Here is an 18,476-nt window from a genome sequence, read left to right on the forward strand (position 1 = left end):
ACGATGAGTCTGCAAGAGTTCTGGTTCGTGCTGATCGGGGTGCTGTTCACCGGGTACTTCGTGCTGGAGGGCTTCGACTTCGGCGTCGGCATGCTGATGCCGATCCTCGGCAAGGGCTCCGATACCCGAAGGCGGGTGGTGCTCAATACGATCGGGCCGGTGTGGGACGGCAACGAGGTCTGGGTGATCACCGCGGGCGGCGCGATGTTCGCCGCGTTCCCCGAGTGGTACGCCAGCCTGTTCTCCGGCTTCTACCTGGCGCTGCTGTTGCTGCTGGTGGCCTTGATCCTGCGGATCTGCGCGATCGAGTACCGCGGCAAGATCGACGACCCGCGCTGGCGGGCGCGCTGTGACCTCGGCATCGGAATCGGTTCCTGGATACCGGCATTCGCGTGGGGCTGGGTCTTCGCGAACGTGGTGCGCGGCGTGCCGTTGAACGAGAAGAAGCAGTTCGCGGGCTCGGTATGGGACCTGCTCGGTCCCTACGCACTGCTCGGCGGACTCACCACCGGACTGCTGTTCGCGTTGCACGGCGCGGTCTTCCTCGGCTTGAAGACCGGCGGCGAGGTGCGCAGCGATGCCCAGCGCACCGCCAAGCTCTTGCTGGCGCCCGCCGCCGCGGTGGTCGGTGGCTTCGGTGTGTGGACCCAGCTGGCCTACGGCACCGGGTGGACGTGGATCGCGTTGGGGCTTGCCGTGTTCGGCCTCGTCGCCGCGTCCGTCGCGGTATACGCGGACCGGGACGGCTGGGCCTTCACCGGCACCGCCGTCACCGTGGCGGCGGCCACGGCGCTGCTGTTCGGGTCGCTGTTCCCGAACGTGCTGCCCTCCACCATCGATGCCGCGTTCGACCTGACCATCCACAACGCGTCGTCCACGCCGTACACGCTGAAGGTGATGAGCTGGGCGGCAGTCGTGGTCACACCGGTGGTACTGCTCTACCAAGGTTGGACGTACTGGGTGTTCCGCAAGCGGATCACCGTCGACCACATCCCCGCGCCCATCGGGCTTTCCTTGAAGGACTGAGCTCATGGCTCGACCGCCTGTCGACCCGCGCCTGTGGCGGTACGCCCGCTCGGCTCGCCGCTACCTGGTGCTGAGTGTGCTGCTGTCGCTGGCGATCACCGGATCGATCGTCGTCGCGGCGGTCCTGCTCGCCCGGGTGCTGGCCGGGGTGATCACCGAGCCCGGCCAGCGCACGCTCGGCGCGTGGGGCACCGAAATGCTGCTGCTCGCAGTCGTAATCGGTATCCGCGTGCTCGCCACCTGGTGGCAGGCGCGCCTCGGCCACCGGGCCGGCGCCGGGGTGGTCGCGGAGCTCGAGACCGCGGTGCTGATCGCGGGCGCGCGACTGCCGCCCCGCGAACTCGAAACCCGCCGAACAGAACTCGCGGTGGTCGTCGGCACCGGGTTGTCCGGGTTGCGCGGCTACCTCACCGGATACCTGCCCGCGCTGCTGCTCGCAGTGCTCGTGCCACCGATCGTGCTGGCGGTCATCGCGGTGCACGACCCGATCTCGGGTTTGATCGTGGTCGTCACCCTGCCGCTCATCCCGATCTTCATGATCCTCATCGGTCTGCTGACCAAGGGGCGTGCCGAAGCGACCCTGGCCGCGACCACCCGTCTGTCCGGCCAGCTACTCGACCTGTTCGCCGGGATGCCCACGCTGCGGGCGCTGGGGCGCGAAACCGGTTCCGGGGGAACTGGTTCGGGGGAGGTGAAGCTGGACGCCGCCCAGCTGCGCCGGACCACGATGGCGCCGAGGGTGCGCGAGTTGGGAGACGCGTTGCGGCAGCGCACGATGCGCGCGCTGCGCATCGCCTTCCTCTCGTCGATGGTGCTGGAAATGCTCGCGACCCTCAGCGTCGCCTTGATCGCCGTCTCCATCGGCCTACGCCTGGTCTTCGGCGAAATGAGCCTCTACGCCGGCCTGGTCGCCCTGATCCTGGCTCCCGAGGTCTACCTCCCCCTCCGCACGGTCGGCGAACGTTTCCACGCCGCCCAAGACGGCATGGCCGCCGCCGACCGCGCCTTCGCCGTCCTCGAATCGAAGAACCCGGCAACCGATTCCGGGGAAGCGGCCGACTCAGCGGACGCAGCGAGGACTCGTGGCGATGCGGGTAGTGGGCAGGTTGGGGCTGGGGTTGTGGAGGTGCGGGGGTTAGCGGTGGGGACGCGTGGGGGGTTTGCGCCGGAGGGGTTGTCCGGGGTGTTTCGGCCGGGGGCGGTGACGGTGCTCGCCGGGCCCAATGGAAGTGGGAAATCTACGGCGGTGCAGGCGATTTTGGGCTTGATCGGGCCGGATCGGGGGGTGGTGACGGTCGATGGGGTGGATGTGCGGGAACTGGATTCGGCGTGGTGGTGGGGGCGGGTCGCTTGGCTGCCGCAGCGGCCCGTGTTGGTGCCCGGCACGCTGCGGGACAACCTCGAATTGTTCGGGGCACAGGCGGGGGCGCCGGTGGCGCACGGGGCGGCGAGGGTGCTGAGTGACCTCGAATCGGCATGTTTCGCAACAGGTTTCGATTCGGTGCTCGATGGGCTGCCGGACCGCTGGGACACCCTCGTCGGATTGGGTGGTGTGGGTCTCTCCCTCGGCCAGCGCCAACGGCTCGCGCTCACCAGAGTTCTTGCCGCGGATCGTCAGGTCCTGCTGCTCGACGAGCCCACCGCGCATCTCGACGCCGACAGCGAAGCCGCCGTCCTCGCGGCACTGCGCGAACGGGCACGCGCGGGCGCCACGGTCATCGTGGTCGGGCACCGGCCTACGATCCTGGCCGCCGCCGACCATGTCGTAATGGTCCGCGCGTCCACCGAAGCATTGACGGCGGCCGGGGGATGAGCAACGTGCGGCAGCGTCGCATCACGACCGGGATGACGGGCGTGCGCCGCCACGGCCTGTGGATCTTCGTGCTCGCGAACATGACCGGGGAAAACCAGGCAGCAGAGGACTTCTCGAAGGAGGGGTGGGGATGAAGGTCTCGCTGATGGAGGACTTGCGCCGGATGTGGGCCTTGCTGGAGTTGTCGCGGTGGCGCGTCATGGTCGCGGTGGGATGGGGTGTCCTGGCGCTCGGGAGCGGACTCGCATTGGCGGCATTGGCGGCCTGGTTGATCGCGCGGGCGTGGCAGATGCCGCCGGTGCTGGACCTGAGCATCGCGGTGGTCACCGTACGGGCACTGGGCATTTCGCGGGGGCTGTGCCGGTATCTGGAGCGGCTGGCCACCCACGATGTGGCGTTGCGGGCCATGACGACGGCGCGCACGACGGTGTATCGCACGCTGGCGCGATCGGATTTCTGGCTGCACCGGCCCACTCGGTCGAAAGAGGGTGCGGCCCAAGGACCGAACGCCACGGCGCTGCGTCGCGGTGACCTGCTCGTCCGCACGGGCAGCGATATCGACGATCTCGGCGCGGTGGTGGTGCGGGTCTTCGTCCCGGTCGCGGTGGCCGTTGTCCTTTCGCTCGTCGCGATCGGACTGCTCGCTGCCATCTCGGTGGCCGCAGCGGTCATTTTGGCTGCGGCACTGGCGCTTTCCGGCGGACTCGCGCCCTGGCTGTCGGCGCAGGCCGCCCGTGCCGCGGAACGTGCGGTGCGCGCGGACCGGGCCGAGTTCACCGCCCGATCACTGACCGTGCTCGAGCACGCGGCGGAACTGCGCGTCGCGGGCCGCCTCGATGCCGCGCTAGCCGCCGCGGCCGAAGCCTCGGCGCGAGCGGTCGCCGCCGAGGACAAAGCGGCGGCACGCAGCGCCTGGTCCGCGGCGGCCACGCCGCTCGCGATCGGGGCGAGTGTGCTCGGCGCCTTGCTGATCGGCATCACCGTCTACGGACCCGATGGCGGTGCGCCGGGCGCGATGACACCGATGGCGCTCACCATCCTGGTCCTGCTCCCGCTCTCGGCCTTCGAAGCGGTCGGCCCGCTCCCCGCCGCCGCCCAGGCATTGACCACGGCCCGCGCCGCCCTGCAGCGCCTGACCCAGCTCGACGGCATGTCCGCTGGGCATGCCGGCAAGGGCGGCGGCGCAGCGGAAGCCGAGCACGCGTCGGCGACCAGCGATCTGACCGCCGCGGCACCGCATTCCTTGTCGGCGCAGTCACTTTCGGAGCTCCCGGCCGGGCGTCGGATCGCCGTGGTCGGTCCGAGCGGCGCGGGCAAGACCACGCTGCTCATGCGGTGGGCCGGGCTGTTCGCTGTCGCGCGTCCCGGCGTCACCTTCTTCGCGGAGGACGCGCACCTGTTCGGCACGTCGGTGCTGGAGAACCTGCGCGTCGGTTGCGGCGACCTCACCGCAGCGGACGCGGAAAAGGCCTTGCGCACAGTGGGTCTCGGTGACTGGCTGGACGACCTCGCCGACGGCGTGCACACCGATCTGATCGGCGGCGCCGCGGCGGTGTCCGGCGGTCAGCGGCGCCGTATCCTGCTCGCCCGCGCGCTCGTGACGCCCGCGCGGGTGCTGCTGCTCGACGAACCCACCGAGCACCTGGAAGCCGAGGCGGGCGCGCAGCTGCTGCGCGAGCTGCTCGACGTCGAGAGCGGACTGGTCGAGCCCGACCGAACTGTGGTCGTCGTCACACATCAGCTCCCGGTGGACCACCGCGCCGACGTCATCGTCCAGGTGGACGCATCAGGCCAGGTGACGACGCATTTTCCGGACCGCACCGGCCCCGTGTGCGCCCACGGAGAAATTCCGTTGCCGACCCGCTGACACCTCGCTAAATTCGTTCTTACACAAGGAAGGAGGTGGTTCGAAGAATGTATGTTCATAGGACTCGTGAGGTGGCTGTCCGCTAGCGCCACCGCTGCAACGGTCTCCGTTCGCGCGAGCGCTGAGCGAATACCAGGCAGCCACCCGGCCCCCGAGCCCCCGGTCTTGTCCGATCGGGATCGCGCAGGTGTTTACACCCGCGATATGGCTCGGGGGTCGTTCCTATTTACCGGGCAGAAAGACGCCCACACGCCACTCCGGCAAGATCCTGGACGATTGATCACCAGGCAACTGTGGCGGCAAAGCGCGAGAAGGCTCCGCCACCATTGCCTGGTGATCAATCGTCCAGGGAGAAAGCGCTAGCCGATGTAGCGCTGCAGGCGAGCGGAGAGGCGGGGCTCCAGCGGCCCGTCGGCTACGACGCGCTCCTCGACGTAGGCCAGATCGCCGCCCTCGACGATGCCGTAGAGGCGCTTGGCGCCGCCGACCACGATGCCGGACTGGCTGCGGATGACCACATCGGTGGCCAGCTCCCAGGATGACTGGGTGAGGGCTTGACCGTAGAAGAGCTCGACGATGCCGGTGCTGTGGGTCAGCAGCAGCTCGATGACCTCGTCGTTGCCGTCGATGCCGACCCGCCAGAAGCCGCTCTCGCGCAGGTCGGGGCCCGAGTAGTTGCCATCGGTGTCGATCACCCAGGAGCGCGAATCCCAAGCCAGGTAGTCGCCACCGTCGTGGGAGACGATGATCTGCTGGCCGAAGCGGTAGTCGCCACGCTCGGGGTGGTTGCCTTCGCCCTCGCCGCGCCACACGCCGACCATGGGCAGCAGCGCGAGCATGGAGGAGCTCAGGTCGGGCCCGAGGCGCAGGTTCGCGGTGTCCTCGGGCAGCGGCAGGTCGGGCAGGCCGGGGATGTTACGCACGCCGGTGGACTTGGCGCGCTCGGCCGCCTCGGACACGGCGGCATCACCGCTGCGGCGGGGAGCCGAATCCGCCGAACCGTTGCCGTTCAGTTGTTCACTCGCTCGCTCGGCTGGATCGGAACCCTCGCTCGCGAGCTCGCTCATGACTCGGTGAACAGCCGGTAGAAGACGTAGAGGCCGAACCATCCGATGAGGACGGCGACAGCCACCAGCAGAATCTCGAAGAAGAGGACCACATTTGGAGTCTAACGACTCGCTGGAGCCGGGACACAAACGACCCCGGTGGTTCTCCTCATAGTGCGGGGGACCACCGGGGTCGTTTGCTGCGTACGGTTTCTTACTTGGCGACCGCGACGTCGACCGGATGGATTCCGGCGCCGTCGGGGCGGATCTCCGCGGAGCCGTTACCGGCCGAGGAGAGCGCGCGCACGGTCCACGCGCCGGGCGCGGCGAAGAAGCGGAAGTCGCCGGTGCCGGAGGCGACGACCTCGGCGGTGAAATCACCGTTGCCGTCGAGCAGGCGCACGAACGCGCCGCCCACCGGCTGACCGTCGGTGCTCAGGACGCGGCCGGTGATGACCGTCTCCTTCTCCACATCGACACCGGCGGGGATGGCCTGGCCCTGGGTAGGTGCTGCACACATATTTACGCTCCCAACTCGATCGGTGCACCGACGAGGGAGCCGTATTCGGTCCAGCTCCCGTCGTAGTTCTTGACATTGCTGTGGCCGAGCAGCTCCTGCAGCACGAACCAGGTGTGCGAGGAACGCTCGCCGATGCGGCAGTAGGCGATGGTCTCCTTCTCGCCGTCGAGCCCGGCCTCCTTGTAGATCTCGGTGAGCTCGGCCTCGGACTTGAAGGTGCCGTCCTCGTTCGCGGCCTTGCTCCACGGCACGTTGATCGCGCCGGGGATGTGGCCGGGACGCTGGCTCTGTTCCTGCGGCAGGTGCGCGGGGGCCAGGATCTTGCCGGAGAACTCGTCGGGCGAACGGACGTCGACCAGGTTCTTGGTGCCGATGGCCGCGATGACCTCGTCGCGGAAGGCGCGGATCGAGACGTCGGGGGCGGCGGCCTTGTACTGGGTGGCCGGGCGGCTGACGCCCGCGGTGGACAGCGGACGACCGTCGAGTTCCCACTTCTTGCGACCACCGTCGAGCAGCTTGACGTTGTTGTGGCCGTACAGCTTGAAGTACCAGTAGGCGTACGCGGCGAACCAGTTGTTGTTGCCGCCGTACAGGATGACCGTGTCGTCGTTCGAGATGCCGCGCGCCGAGAGCAGATCGGAGAACTGCTCCTGGTTCACGAAGTCGCGACGAACCTGATCCTGCAGGTCCTTCTTCCAGTCGAGCCGGACAGCACCCTCGATGTGGCCACCGTCGTAGGCGGAGGTGTCCTCGTCGACCTCGACGAAGACGACGCCGGGGGCGTTGAGGTTCTCTTCGGCCCAGTCCACGGAGACCAGGACATCGGAGCGAGCCATGTTGTTCCTTTCAGAGATGACTTGCAGGGTCAGTTCGGTGCCGGGGACCCGGGACCACCGCCGGTCGGTGCGGCTATCCGGCGGAAACGGGCGACCAGCGGGTAGATCTGGCAACCCAGGCAGATCCCGAACGCCGCGTTCAGGAACGCCGCGAACAGGGCGAAGCCGGCGAACACCGCGCCGACGACTGTGGAGCCGAGCGCGAAGCCCAGCAGGCCGGCGGCCGCGAACACCAGGCCGAGCAGCTGCGCGAATTTCAGCGGCGGCACCGGCTCGGTTTCGGTGGTCGGGGCCAGGCGCGGCGCGACGAATTTCGCGTAGACGCGCCCGTACGGGTGCTTACCCGGACCGTAGGCGGCGCCGATCGCGAAGACGACGGCCTGAATGGCGATCAGCACCGCGGCCGCGACGGGGGAGAAGATGGCGGCGATCAGCACCAGGACAAGGACGGCGGTGGTGACCCACGCGGCGAAACGCGGTCCGCGAACATCGACCTGTCCGTGGGGAATTGGCTGCTTCTCGGAAGTATTACGAATTTCGGTGGACATTGTGCGTACTCCTGCGCTGGATGCGACTGATGGCTGAAAATTGGCCAGTTCGCCGGGGGATCAAGAGATCACTCGCGCGGCGGACGAAGGTCGGCGTCAGGAAATCCGGAAAAGCCGACCGCTCAGCGGCACAGGCAGCAACAACCACCGAGGCGGCACAGATCAACCGTGCGGCGTCGGGTGAGCATCAGCTCGTGGTTGGAAAGCACGAAAGCAGTTTACCCAATTAGGCGGGAGAATTGGACCCCGGGTTCGTCACAGTGGTCCGGGGAACCTGTCGAGGCACCTGTGCGGGACGTTCAGGCGGCGACGGTCAACGGCTCGAGCGCGGAGCGAAGATCGCTCACCTTCGGCACGCCGGAGATCCGAAAGCGTTCGCGCCCTTCGCTATCGAAGACGAACGTGGTCGGCAGCGAGAGCACGTTGAGTTCCTTGGCGAGCATCGGGTCGGCGTCGATGTCGATCTCGATGTCCAGTGGCGGCTGCTCCGACGTGGCCAGCTGTCCGGTCACATCGGCGACCACCCGGCGTACCGCGGCGCAGGGGCCGCACCACTCGGCCGAGAAATGCAGCACGGCGGGGCCCGCGCCGGTCACGCCTGCGGCGGCGAGCAGATCGGCCCGCGCCGAGCCGTTCTCGATGACGTCCGCCGCGCGGATCCGGCCGTCGCGGCGGCGCAGCAGCAGGCCAACCGCCAACGCGGCGAGCAACATCACTGCCAGAATTGTGATTTCGATCATGGTCGCTGCAATCGGTCTAGGTCGATCGTGACATTCACACCCGTGCCCTGGACGACGATCCAGCCACCGTCGGCACGGACTTTCGCGGGCTGGACACCGAACGGCAATTCTTTGATGTCGATAGTACGGGTGAAGCGCGCGAGCACCGCCGGTCGATCGGCCTCCGGGAGCATCGCCACCGGGATGGTCGAGGTATTGGTGTCCTTGCACGATCCGGTCGCGGTGACCCGCACCTGCGTGCCGTCGAGCACCAATTCGGCACGCACCGCGACGTTTTCACCACCGAACCGTACGCCGGGAAATTCGGGCAAAGTGCCTGTGAGGCAAAGCACACCGTCGGTCGCGGTCATTCCGGTGCCGCCGGTGCCCCCGGTGCCGTCGGATTTGTCCGCGGGCGGGCCCTTCACCTGCAGGTCGGGAATGCCGAACAGCTGACCGAGCTCGGTGGGCCCGATGCGCATCGAACTGTCCACCCGCTCCACCGGAACATTGCGCAGGCTGCCGTCGACCAGGTCGCGCAGCGGGATGCGCATCCCGGTCAGCGTCGCCTCCATCTCGAACTCGCCGCGAATGTCGGGGCGCTTGCCGCTGGCCCTGATCACGACGTCGTCGTAGCGGCCGTTGACCGACTGAGCGAGGAAGGAGACGCCACTGATGGCTACCGAGGGCTCGGCGGCGAGGTCGGCGCCCTGGCGCAGCGCGCGCGAGACCCGGTACTCCGAATAGGCCGCGACGCTGAAATCAGTGACCACTGCCAGTCCCGCGAGAATCAGCAGCCCGATGATGAGCTTGCGCATTGATGAACCTTAACGGGGACGCTTCCGACGGTGCGTTTCCGGTATCAGACATATCTCACGGGGTGCGTCGGTAACCCGGATGGCGAGGTCATCGGGGTTCACACGCTAATCTTGCATCCGATTACCTGTGATCAGCGACGTGGCCCCGGCAATGCGGCTGTAGTCCTCGGAGCTATGAGATGGGAGGAGAGCTTGTGGAGCTGCTCCTGCTGACCTCCGACCCCGATCCCGAGTCGGTGTTGCCTTCGCTGGCGTTGCTGGCGCACAACGTGCGCCCGGCGCCCACCGAGGTGTCCTCCCTACTCGAAGCGGGTACGGCGGATGTCGCACTGGTCGACGCCCGCACCGATCTGGCGGCGGCGCGCGGGCTGTGCCGGTTGCTCGGCAGCACCGGGTCCTCTGTTCCCGTCGTCGCGGTGCTCACCGAGGGCGGGCTGGTCGCGGTGAACGCGGACTGGGGCCTGGACGACATCCTGCTGCCCGGTACCGGCCCCGCCGAACTCGATGCCAGGCTGCGGCTGCTGGTCGGGCGCAACGGCGGCGTGGCGAGCCCGGAGAACACCGGCAAGATCACCCTCGGTGAGCTGGTGATCGACGAGGGCACCTACACCGCGCGCCTGCGCGGGCGCCCGCTCGACCTGACCTACAAGGAGTTCGAGCTGCTGAAGTACCTCGCGCAGCACGCGGGCCGGGTGTTCACCCGGGCGCAGCTGCTGCAGGAGGTCTGGGGCTACGACTTCTTCGGCGGCACCCGCACCGTGGACGTGCACGTGCGGCGGCTGCGCGCCAAGCTCGGCAGCGAGTACGAGTCGCTCATCGGCACGGTGCGCAACGTCGGCTACAAGGCGGTGCGTCCGTCGCGGTCCGCGACCAAGGGCGAGCCCACCTCGTTCCCGGACGACGAGCCGGACGGTACCGACGACTCGCCGCTCGCGCCGGTCAACGGCTCGGCGCAGTGAAGCCGACGGACCGTTGATTCGGAACACCGGTGCGTCATCCGGTGTCGGCGCGGTGTTTGCGCCGATGACCGGCTCCGCGCCGCCGGTCGCGAAATGTTCGTCGCGCTCGCGGTGTTGAGCTGAGGCAATGACGTTGTCCGAGTGTGGGAATGGGGACCGAGTGTGAGCGAGCGCCGGCAGACGGACCGAGGAACGGGTGTCGCGACGGCCCAGTGGGCGGATCGGGTCGACACCGACACCGCCGCGGCGGTCCGGCGAATCCTGCACCGCGCGAGCGCTGCCGACGGTGTCGCCCCGGTCTCCGAACAGGCGGTCCTGTCACTGACCGCGGCCGAGGACGCGACGGCGCGCCATCTCGTCGCCACCCGGGATGGTGTGTCCGTCGGCTACGCGAATCTTGTTGCGGCACATGGCGAACATCCGGCAATGGCTGAGGTCGCGGTGGATCCGGACGCGCGCGGGCACGGCGTCGGGTCCGAACTGGTCGCGGCCGCGCTCGCCGAGGGCGGGTCCGGCACCCGGGTGTGGGCGCACGGGAATCTGCCCGCCGCACAGGCCGTCGCGGCCCGGCTCGGCCTGGCCACCGCGCGCGAGCTGTGGCAGATGCGACGGGCCCTGGCAACGCCGGAGCTACCGGAGTTGCCCGAGCGCGCCGACGTGACCCTGCGAACCTACGCCGGCCCCGCCGACGACGCCGAACTGTTGCGGGTGAACAACGCCGCCTTCGCCTGGCATCCGGAGCAGGGCGGCTGGACCGAACGCGACATCGCCGCACGACGTGCCGAGTCGTGGTTCGATCCCGCGGGCCTGTTCCTCGCGACCGACCCGGCCGAACCCGCGCGGCTGCTCGGATTCCATTGGACCAAGGTGCATTACGACGAGAATCCGCCGGTGGGCGAGGTGTACGTGGTCGGCATCGACCCGGCCGCGCAGGGGCGCGGGCTCGGTCGTCTGCTGACCCTCGCGGGGTTGCGTCACCTGCGCGATCGCGGCCTTGCCGAGGTGTTGCTCTACACCGAGGCGGACAACACTGCCGCGGTGCACACCTACACCCGGTTGGGGTTCGCGCCTGCCCACGTCGACGTGGCCTATTCGGCGGCGTCGGCTGAATAGCGGAAGGCGGGCCGGGAGCGCGCGAGTAAAACTGGGGCTAATGTCACACATAACGCCCTAATCGCGCTTGGCTGTTCACTCGCCGTTCACTCAGGTCGGTCCAACTGTCAACCACGTGACTTTACGTTGAGTGATGGGCAGCTTACGGCTGCCTGGTGCGCAGGTTCCCCGCGAACAGCACCCACATCACCCGTCCGGGGCCAGGTGAGGGGCCGGACGAGTAGGACGCCTTTCCGGAGGAATAGTGAATCTCAAGCGCAGCAGCGCCCTCGTTGGTGTGCTCGCGGTCAGCGTCATGGGCCTGGCGGCGTGTGGCAGCGATGACAACACGTCGAGCGGCAACGGTCCGACGGCCAGGACCGACATCGCCTGCGGCGGCAAGAAGGCACTCAAGGCGAGCGGTTCGTCGGCGCAGAAGAACGCTATGGAACGTTTCATCGCCGCCTACGAGGCCAACTGCGACGGACAGACCCTGAACTACACCTCGAGCGGCTCCGGCGCGGGTGTCAACGAATTCCTCGGCAGCCAAACCGATTTCGCCGGCTCCGACTCCCCGCTCAGCGCCAAGAAGGACGAGCCGGCCAAGGCGCAGGAGCGCTGCGGCGCCCCCGCGTGGAACCTGCCGACCGTGTTCGGCCCGATCGCGGTGACCTACAACATCGACGGCGTGAGCGACCTGGTGCTCGACGGCCCGACCGCCGCCAAGATCTTCAACGGCGCGGTCACCACCTGGGACGCCCCCGAGATCAAGGCGCTCAACCCGAGCGCGAAGCTGCCCGGCGAGAAGATCGCCGTGATCTTCCGGTCCGACGAGTCGGGCACCACCGACAACTTCCAGCTCTATCTCGACGCCGCCGCCGACGGCGCGTGGGGCAAGGGCGCGGGCAAGGCGTTCGCCGGCGGCGTCGGTGAGGGCGCGAAGGGCAACGAGGGCACCTCGGCCGCCATCAAGGCGACCAAGAACTCGATCACCTACAACGAGTGGTCGTTCGCGAAGTCGCAGAACCTGTCCATCGCGCGGATCATCACCTCGGCGAGCAAGGATCCGGTCGAGCTGACCGCCGCGTCCGCGGGCAAGGCCATCGACAGCGTGAAGATCAAGGGAGACGGCAACGACCTGGTTCTCGACACCAGCTCGTTCTACAAGCCGACCGCGGCGGGCGCCTACCCGATCATCCTGCCCACCTATGAAATCGTGTGCTCGAAGTACGCGGACGCGAGCACTGCCGAGGCGGTCAAGGCATTCCTGACCTCGGCGACCACCAACGGCCAGAAGGGACTCGACGAGGCTGGTTATGTTCCGATCCCCGAACAATTCAAGACGCGGCTGACCACCGCGATCAACGCCATCTCGTAATCGCAGTGCCTACCCACCCCGCCGGCTGCGCCGGCTGACCGCCCCGGAGAAATGTCCGTGCACCCTGAGGTGACCGCAGCGGGCTCGTCGGATTCGACGGGCCCGCGGGCGGCCGGAGACAAAGCCCCCATGCCGAGTGAACCGAGCATCGAACCAGCCGCAAAGGTTCGACCAGCCCACAGCCATCGGGCCGAGACCATCTTCCGGTCTCTGGCCACGGCATCGGGCGCTGTCATCGTCGCCGCCATCGCGCTGATCGCGCTGTTCCTGTTGATCCGCGCGGTGCCCTCGGTTGTGGCGAACGACGCGAACTTCTTCACCAGCACCGAGTTCAACACCAGCAACGCCGACCACCTACGGTTCGGCATCCGCGACCTGTTCATGGTCACGGTGCTGAGCTCGATCTTCGCGCTGGTGATCGCGGTGCCGATCGGTGTCGGCATCGCGCTGTTCCTCACCCACTACGCGCCCAAGGCCCTGTCTCGGCCCTTCGCCATGCTGGTCGATCTGCTGGCCGCGGTCCCCTCGATCGTGTTCGGTCTCTGGGGCTTCCTGGTGCTCGCCCCGCGACTCGAGCCGGTGCAGACCTTCCTGAACGACAAGCTCGGCTGGTTGTTCCTGTTCTCCGACGGCAACGTCTCGATCGCCGGCGGCGGCACCATCTTCACCGCGGGTGTGGTGCTCGCGGTGATGATCCTGCCGATCATCACCTCGGTCTCGCGTGAGGTCTTCAACCTCACCCCGGCCGCGCACATCGAGGCCGCGCACGCGCTCGGCGCCACCAAGTGGGAGATGGTGCGGATGACGGTGCTGCCCTACGGCCGCAGCGGTGTGATCGCGGGCTCCATGCTCGGGCTCGGCCGCGCGCTCGGCGAGACGATCGCGGTGCTGGTGGTCCTGCGCACCTCGGCGCAGGCCGGGCACTGGTCGGTGTTCGACGGCGGCTACACCTTCGCGTCGAAGATCGCTTCCGCCGCTTCGGAATTCAGCTCGCCGCTGCCGACGGGCGCCTACATCGCGGCGGGCTTCGTGCTGTTCGCGCTGACCTTCGTTGTCAACGCGCTCGCGCGGCTGGTCGCAGGCGGAAGGGTGAACGGATAATGACCGCAACGCTCGACAAGCCCATCAAACCGCCGACGTTCCGCGACATCAGCACCGGGCGCCGGATCAAGAACCACATCGCGACCGGCGTTGTCTGGTTGTGCTTCGCGCTCGCGCTCGTCCCGCTGGCCTGGGTGCTCATCATGGTGGTGAGCAAGGGCTTCGAGTCGATCCTGTCGATCGACTGGTGGCAGAAGTCGCAGAAGGGCATCCTGCCGGACCAGACCGGCGGCGGTGTGTACCACGCCATCTACGGCACCATCGTGCAGTCCGCGATCGCCGCGGTGATCGCGGTGCCGCTCGGCATCATGGCCGCCATCTACCTGGTCGAGTACGGCCGCGGCCTGCTGGCCAAGACCACGACCTTCATGGTGGACATCCTCGCGGGCGTGCCATCGATCGTCGCGGCGCTGTTCATCTTCGCGCTCTGGATCGCGACCCTCGGCGCACCGCAGAGCTCGTTCGCGGTGTCGCTGGCGCTGGTGCTGCTGATGCTGCCGGTCGTGGTGCGCAGCACCGAGGAAATGCTGAAGCTGGTGCCGGACGAGCTCAGGGAGGCGTCCTACGCGCTCGGCGTGCCCAAGTGGAAGACCATCGCCAGGATCGTGGTGCCGACCGCGCTGCCCGGCATGATCAGCGGCATCCTGCTCGCCCTCGCCCGCGTGATGGGCGAGACCGCGCCGGTGCTGGTGCTGGTCGGCTACAGCAAGTCGATCAACACCAACCTCTTCGACGGCAACATGGCGTCGCTGCCGCTGCTGATCTACCAGGAGCTGGCGAACCCGGAGGCGGCGGGCCGGGCCAGGGTGTGGGGCGCGGCGCTGACGTTGATCCTGCTCATCGCGCTGCTGTACGCGGCCGCTGCGGTCGCCAACAAGTTGCTCACGCGGAACCGATAGAAGCGAACGGATAACTGAGATGGCCAAGCGGATCGACGTCAAAGACCTGAACATCTTCTACGGCAAGTTCCACGCGGTCGCCGACGTGGACCTGACCGTGCTGCCGCGCAGTGTCACCGCCTTCATCGGCCCGTCGGGTTGCGGCAAGTCCACCGTGCTGCGCTCGCTCAACCGCATGCACGAGGTGACGCCCAACGCGCGCGTCGAGGGCGCGGTGCTGCTCGACGGCGAGGACATCTACGGCTCGCAGGTCGACCCGGTCGGTGTGCGGCGCACCATCGGCATGGTGTTCCAGCGCCCGAATCCGTTCCCCACCATGTCGATTCGTGACAACGTGGTGGCCGGGCTGAAGCTGCAGGGCGTGCGCAACAAGAACGAACTGGACGAGGTCGCCGAGCGCTCCCTGCGCGGCGCGAACCTCTGGAACGAGGTCAAGGACCGGCTCGACAAGCCGGGCGGCGGCCTGTCCGGTGGTCAGCAGCAGCGCCTCTGCATCGCGCGCGCGATCGCGGTCTCGCCCGACGTGCTGCTGATGGACGAGCCCTGTTCGGCCCTCGATCCGATCTCCACGCTCGCGATCGAGGACCTGATCACCGAGCTGAAAAAAGAGTTCACCATCGTCATCGTCACGCACAACATGCAGCAGGCCGCCCGCGTGAGCGACCAAACCGGCTTCTTCAACCTCGAAGCCCAAGGCAAGCCCGGCCGCCTGATCGAAATCGACGACACCGAGAAGATCTTCTCCAACCCCGGCCAAAAAGCCACCGAAGACTACATCTCCGGCCGCTTCGGCTGACCAACCCCACAACCGATTACGGCCCGCACCTCTCGGTGTGGGCCGTAATTAGTTGTGGCGCAAGGGGGTCAGGATTCTGCGTCGGGGTCAGGGGGGAGGACGCCGGTGACCAGGAAGATGACGCGGCGGCCGATTTCGACGGCGTGGTCGGCGAAGCGCTCGTAGTAGCGGCCGAGCAGGGTCACGTCGACCGCGGCGGCGACACCGTATTTCCAGTCGCGGTCCATCAGCAGCGTGAACAGGTGACGGTGCAGGTCGTCCATCGCCTCGTCGTCCTCGTTGAGCTGCGCGGCGCGCTCCGGGTCGCGGGTCTCGAGCACCTCTTTGGCGCCTGCGCCCATGTTGACCGCGATGCGGCCCATCTCGGCGAAGTATCCGTTGACCGCCTCGGGCAGCGCGTGATTGGGGTGGCGGCGCCTGGCCACCTTCGCCACGTGCAGTGCCAGCGCGCCCATTCGGTTGACATCGGCCACGATCTGGATCGCGCTCACCACTTGGCGCAGGTCGCCCGCGACGGGCGCCTGCAGGGCCAGCAGCGCGAACGCGCGCTCCTCGGCGTCCTGGATCAGCTCGGCGATCCGGTCGGACTCGGTGATCACCTGCTCTGCCAGAGCGAGGTCGGCCTGGAGCAGTGACTGGGTGGCCCGGTCCATGGCCGAGCCGGCCAGACCGGCCATCTCGCCCAGCAGCTGGGCGAGATCGGCCATTTGCTCGTTGTAGATGACACGCATGAAATCTGACATTAGTTCCCGGCGCTGTCCAAGTCACGAACGGTGGGTGAATGCCCGGTGCCGATGCCCGGCGTCGGTGTTACCGCAGGTAGCGCCCGACCGCTACTTACAGGTCTCGTCCGCGGCGTTCACGTGTTCCAGGTCGGCGGGCAACGTGACCGGCGTCGCAGGGGCGACGCTGACCGTCACGTCCGGGATGGGGTCGCCGACCGGTGTCGGCGCCTTGATCGTCCCGGTGAAATCGCCGCCGAGCACCACCTCGATGATGCCGCCGAGATCGGTCGCCGGCTCGAGCAGCGCACCGGGGATGGTGCTGGCCACCGTCGCGGCCGCGGCCTCCTGCCCGGCGCCGAAGCGGATCTTGGAGGTGAGCTCGTTGCCGCCGGAGTAGTTGCCGGTGTTGTAGATCTGGAAGCCCTGGTTGCCGAGTTTGGTGGCGGCCCGCTGTGCGGCGCCGGAGACCCCGGAGCCATTGGATACCAGCAGCGAGGCGGTGCTCGGATCGACCGCGGTGAGCTTCGGCGGCGACGGCGGCGGGGTCGGGATCGACCCGGGGGCGGGGGTCACCTTCTTCTCACCGGGCAGCGGCTGGTCGTCGCGGATCGCCTTGAAGATCGCCTTGATGTCCTGCTCGCGCGGAATCTCGTTGCCGTAGGAGGTGGTGCCCGCGGTGGGGATGGTCAGGAAGGTGACCGTGCCCGCGTCCAGCTTCTGCAGCGAGCGGCCGAGGGTGAGCAGATCCGACGGCTGCACCTTGTCGACCCAGGTGTGCTTGGTGAACGCCTGGATGAAGCTGTTCAGCTTGCCCGGATCGAAAAGCACCTTGCTCGACAGCGCGCCGCGCAGCAGCGACGCCATGAAGCGCTGCTGCCGATTGATCCGGTCGTAGTCGCTGCGTTCTTCGCCGTAGACGTGCCTGGCGCGCACGTAGTTGAGCGCCGTCTGCCCGGTGACCACCTGCTTACCGGGATTTTCCAGCACCGTGCCGAGCACCTCGTCCTTGATCGGCTTCGGCGCGCACACCTCGACGCCGCCGATGGTGTCGACCATGGCCTCGAAGCCGGCGAAGTCGATCGCGATGAAGTGATTGATCGCGCTGCCCGTCATGCGCTGGATCGTGGTGAACAGGCACTTGGGCCCGCCGAGCGCGTAGACCGCGTTGAGCTTGTCACCGATCACCGAGGGATAGACCTCGCTGGTGTACTGGACCTTGTCGTTGTCCCAGCCGTTGCACTGCGGCCGGGTGACGTCCAGGTCACGGGGGAACGAGACCACCACGACGCGCGAGCGATTCTTGGGGATGTTCACCAGCATGACGGTGTCGGCGCGCGAGCCCTCGGCGTCGTCGAGCGTGCCCGCGCCGACCTGACCGTTCACCCCCGCCCTGGTATCGGTGCCGACGAGCAGGTAGTTCTCGTCGCCGAGCTGGGCGTTGGAGTCGACGACGTCCTCGGTGTTGTCGTCGATCGCCGAGATCTGGGTGAAGCTGTTGCCGGTGGAGCGCAGGTAGCTCCAGCCGCCGCCGGTGGTGAGCAGGCACAGCACCGCCGACACCACCAGGGTGCTGCGCCCGACGGCGCGCAGCCGCTTGTTGCGGCGCTGCTTGCTGGCCGCGAGCCGCGACAGCGGTGCGGCGCCGACCGATTTGGGTGGTGCGGCACCGTCCTCGTCGGTCTTCTTGCGCTTGGCCTTCGCGGGCTCGTCGAGCGGCGGCAGGATGTCGGTGACCTCTTCGGCGGTCTCCGGCTTCGGCCGCGCCTTGGGCACGACGCGGGTCTCCTCGGCTGGGCCGCGCCGGTTCGGGGTACGCGCCGGGGGCACGCCCGCGATGTCCTGGGCGACCGGGGTGCCGCCGGTGCGCGGCGGTACCGGATCGGCGCTGCGGCGGGCCGGTGGCTCGGCCGGGCGACGGGGCGGCTCGCCCGGTCTGCGGGTCGGGGCGGAGGGTGGCGGCACGACCTGTCTGCGGCCGGTGGTGTCCGGCGAGCGCGGCGGCTCCGGCCGACGCTGTGGTTCGGCGGGCCGGTGTGGTGGCTCGGCCTGGCGGTGCAGCGTCGGGTCCGCGGGCGGCGTGCGCCGGGTGTCCTGGCTCGGCGCGACGGGGGCCTGCGCGCGCCTGCGTCCGGTGCGCTCGTTGTCGACCTTCTCGACAAGATCCTGCACGGTGAGCGGGGCCGCACCGGGGTCGGCGGCGGCTTCGGTATGACGCGATCGCCGCGCCGTCCGTGCCCCATCGCGCTCGGTGTTCTCCGCCGTGGGATAGCGCTCCCACGGGGCGCGATCTCCGGGCCGTGGCGAACGCCCGTGCCGATCGTCACCCACCAACG

The 18,476-nt window shown here is 68.3% G+C and carries 18 protein-coding genes; 10 read left to right on the forward strand and 8 right to left on the reverse strand.

What is annotated here, in order from left to right; genetic code table 11:
• The first annotated feature begins 3 nt into the window (after nt 1-3).
• The 4 genes from cydB to cydC are packed head-to-tail and all read left to right on the forward strand — an operon-like array spanning nt 4 to nt 4,706.
• Nucleotides 4-1,026 carry a cytochrome d ubiquinol oxidase subunit II gene (gene cydB / locus F5X71_RS03445; protein ID WP_167460637.1) on the forward strand — a complete coding sequence of 341 codons (1,023 nt, stop codon included), beginning with the start codon at nt 4-6 and terminating at the stop codon, nt 1,024-1,026.
• A gap of 4 nt (nt 1,027-1,030) precedes the next feature.
• On the forward strand, nt 1,031-2,839 hold the full coding sequence (locus F5X71_RS03450; RefSeq protein ID WP_167460638.1) for an ABC transporter ATP-binding protein/permease: 1,809 nt from the start codon (nt 1,031-1,033) through the stop codon (nt 2,837-2,839).
• The gene (locus F5X71_RS03455) at nt 2,836-2,973 is read left to right on the forward strand and encodes a hypothetical protein (RefSeq protein ID WP_167460639.1); all 138 of its coding nucleotides are present in this window, start codon (nt 2,836-2,838) and stop codon (nt 2,971-2,973) included. The genes F5X71_RS03450 and F5X71_RS03455 overlap by 4 nt, the downstream gene beginning before the upstream one ends.
• Nucleotides 2,970-4,706, forward strand: a complete 1,737-nt coding sequence (cydC, locus tag F5X71_RS03460; RefSeq protein ID WP_238815697.1) for a thiol reductant ABC exporter subunit CydC — start codon at nt 2,970-2,972, stop codon at nt 4,704-4,706. Before F5X71_RS03455 ends, cydC begins: the two co-directional genes overlap by 4 nt.
• Nucleotides 4,707-5,065: 359 nt before the next feature.
• On the opposite strand, the gene F5X71_RS03465 is transcribed toward cydC, so the two are convergent.
• The 6 genes from F5X71_RS03465 to F5X71_RS03490 all read right to left on the reverse strand — a co-directional run bounded on the left by F5X71_RS03465 (nt 5,066) and on the right by F5X71_RS03490 (nt 9,193).
• Nucleotides 5,066-5,773, reverse strand: coding sequence for an FABP family protein (locus F5X71_RS03465; protein WP_167460640.1), 708 nt, complete (start codon nt 5,771-5,773; stop codon nt 5,066-5,068).
• Nucleotides 5,774-5,966: 193 nt separating this feature from the next.
• The gene (locus tag F5X71_RS03470; RefSeq protein WP_014981486.1) at nt 5,967-6,272 is read right to left on the reverse strand and encodes a DUF1416 domain-containing protein; all 306 of its coding nucleotides are present in this window, start codon (nt 6,270-6,272) and stop codon (nt 5,967-5,969) included.
• 2 nt (nt 6,273-6,274) lie between these two features.
• Nucleotides 6,275-7,108: a sulfurtransferase gene (locus tag F5X71_RS03475; RefSeq protein WP_167460641.1), complete on the reverse strand. Its 834-nt coding sequence runs from the start codon at nt 7,106-7,108 to the stop codon at nt 6,275-6,277.
• 29 nt (nt 7,109-7,137) lie between these two features.
• The gene (locus F5X71_RS03480) at nt 7,138-7,656 is read right to left on the reverse strand and encodes a DUF4395 domain-containing protein (protein WP_167460642.1); all 519 of its coding nucleotides are present in this window, start codon (nt 7,654-7,656) and stop codon (nt 7,138-7,140) included.
• Nucleotides 7,657-7,955: 299 nt separating this feature from the next.
• The gene (locus F5X71_RS03485; RefSeq protein WP_167460643.1) at nt 7,956-8,396 is read right to left on the reverse strand and encodes a thioredoxin family protein; all 441 of its coding nucleotides are present in this window, start codon (nt 8,394-8,396) and stop codon (nt 7,956-7,958) included.
• Entirely contained in the window at nt 8,393-9,193 is an 801-nt protein-coding gene (locus F5X71_RS03490) for an LmeA family phospholipid-binding protein (RefSeq protein ID WP_167460644.1), read from the reverse strand. Before F5X71_RS03490 ends, F5X71_RS03485 begins: the two co-directional genes overlap by 4 nt.
• Before the next feature lie 194 nt (nt 9,194-9,387).
• On the opposite strand from F5X71_RS03490, the gene F5X71_RS03495 reads away from it, so the two are divergent.
• The 6 genes from F5X71_RS03495 to pstB all read left to right on the forward strand — a co-directional run bounded on the left by F5X71_RS03495 (nt 9,388) and on the right by pstB (nt 15,418).
• Nucleotides 9,388-10,152 (forward strand): winged helix-turn-helix transcriptional regulator, encoded by a 765-nt coding sequence (locus F5X71_RS03495; RefSeq protein ID WP_167460645.1) that lies wholly within the window; start codon nt 9,388-9,390, stop codon nt 10,150-10,152.
• A 162-nt stretch (nt 10,153-10,314) separates the two neighbouring features.
• A complete protein-coding gene (mshD, locus tag F5X71_RS03500; protein ID WP_167460646.1) occupies nt 10,315-11,265 on the forward strand; it encodes a mycothiol synthase in 951 nt (316 codons plus the stop codon).
• A 244-nt stretch (nt 11,266-11,509) separates the two neighbouring features.
• Nucleotides 11,510-12,622: a phosphate ABC transporter substrate-binding protein PstS gene (gene pstS, locus F5X71_RS03505; RefSeq protein ID WP_167460647.1), complete on the forward strand. Its 1,113-nt coding sequence runs from the start codon at nt 11,510-11,512 to the stop codon at nt 12,620-12,622.
• 129 nt (nt 12,623-12,751) lie between these two features.
• Nucleotides 12,752-13,723 (forward strand): phosphate ABC transporter permease subunit PstC, encoded by a 972-nt coding sequence (gene pstC / locus F5X71_RS03510; protein ID WP_174817005.1) that lies wholly within the window; start codon nt 12,752-12,754, stop codon nt 13,721-13,723.
• Nucleotides 13,723-14,622, forward strand: a complete 900-nt coding sequence (pstA, locus tag F5X71_RS03515; protein ID WP_167460649.1) for a phosphate ABC transporter permease PstA — start codon at nt 13,723-13,725, stop codon at nt 14,620-14,622. The genes pstC and pstA overlap by 1 nt, the downstream gene beginning before the upstream one ends.
• 19 nt (nt 14,623-14,641) lie before the next feature.
• Entirely contained in the window at nt 14,642-15,418 is a 777-nt protein-coding gene (gene pstB / locus F5X71_RS03520) for a phosphate ABC transporter ATP-binding protein PstB (protein WP_167460650.1), read from the forward strand.
• 68 nt (nt 15,419-15,486) lie between these two features.
• Here pstB and phoU read toward each other — a convergent pair whose 3' ends face one another.
• Nucleotides 15,487-16,149: a phosphate signaling complex protein PhoU gene (gene phoU / locus F5X71_RS03525; protein ID WP_029901066.1), complete on the reverse strand. Its 663-nt coding sequence runs from the start codon at nt 16,147-16,149 to the stop codon at nt 15,487-15,489.
• A 102-nt stretch (nt 16,150-16,251) separates the two neighbouring features.
• Complete coding sequence (locus F5X71_RS03530) at nt 16,252-18,471, reverse strand: LCP family protein (protein WP_167460651.1); 2,220 nt, start codon at nt 18,469-18,471, stop codon at nt 16,252-16,254.
• Between the last annotated feature and the right edge of the window lie 5 nt (nt 18,472-18,476).

Source organism: Nocardia brasiliensis (assembly GCF_011801125.1).
In the GTDB taxonomy this organism is placed as follows: domain Bacteria; phylum Actinomycetota; class Actinomycetes; order Mycobacteriales; family Mycobacteriaceae; genus Nocardia; species Nocardia brasiliensis_C.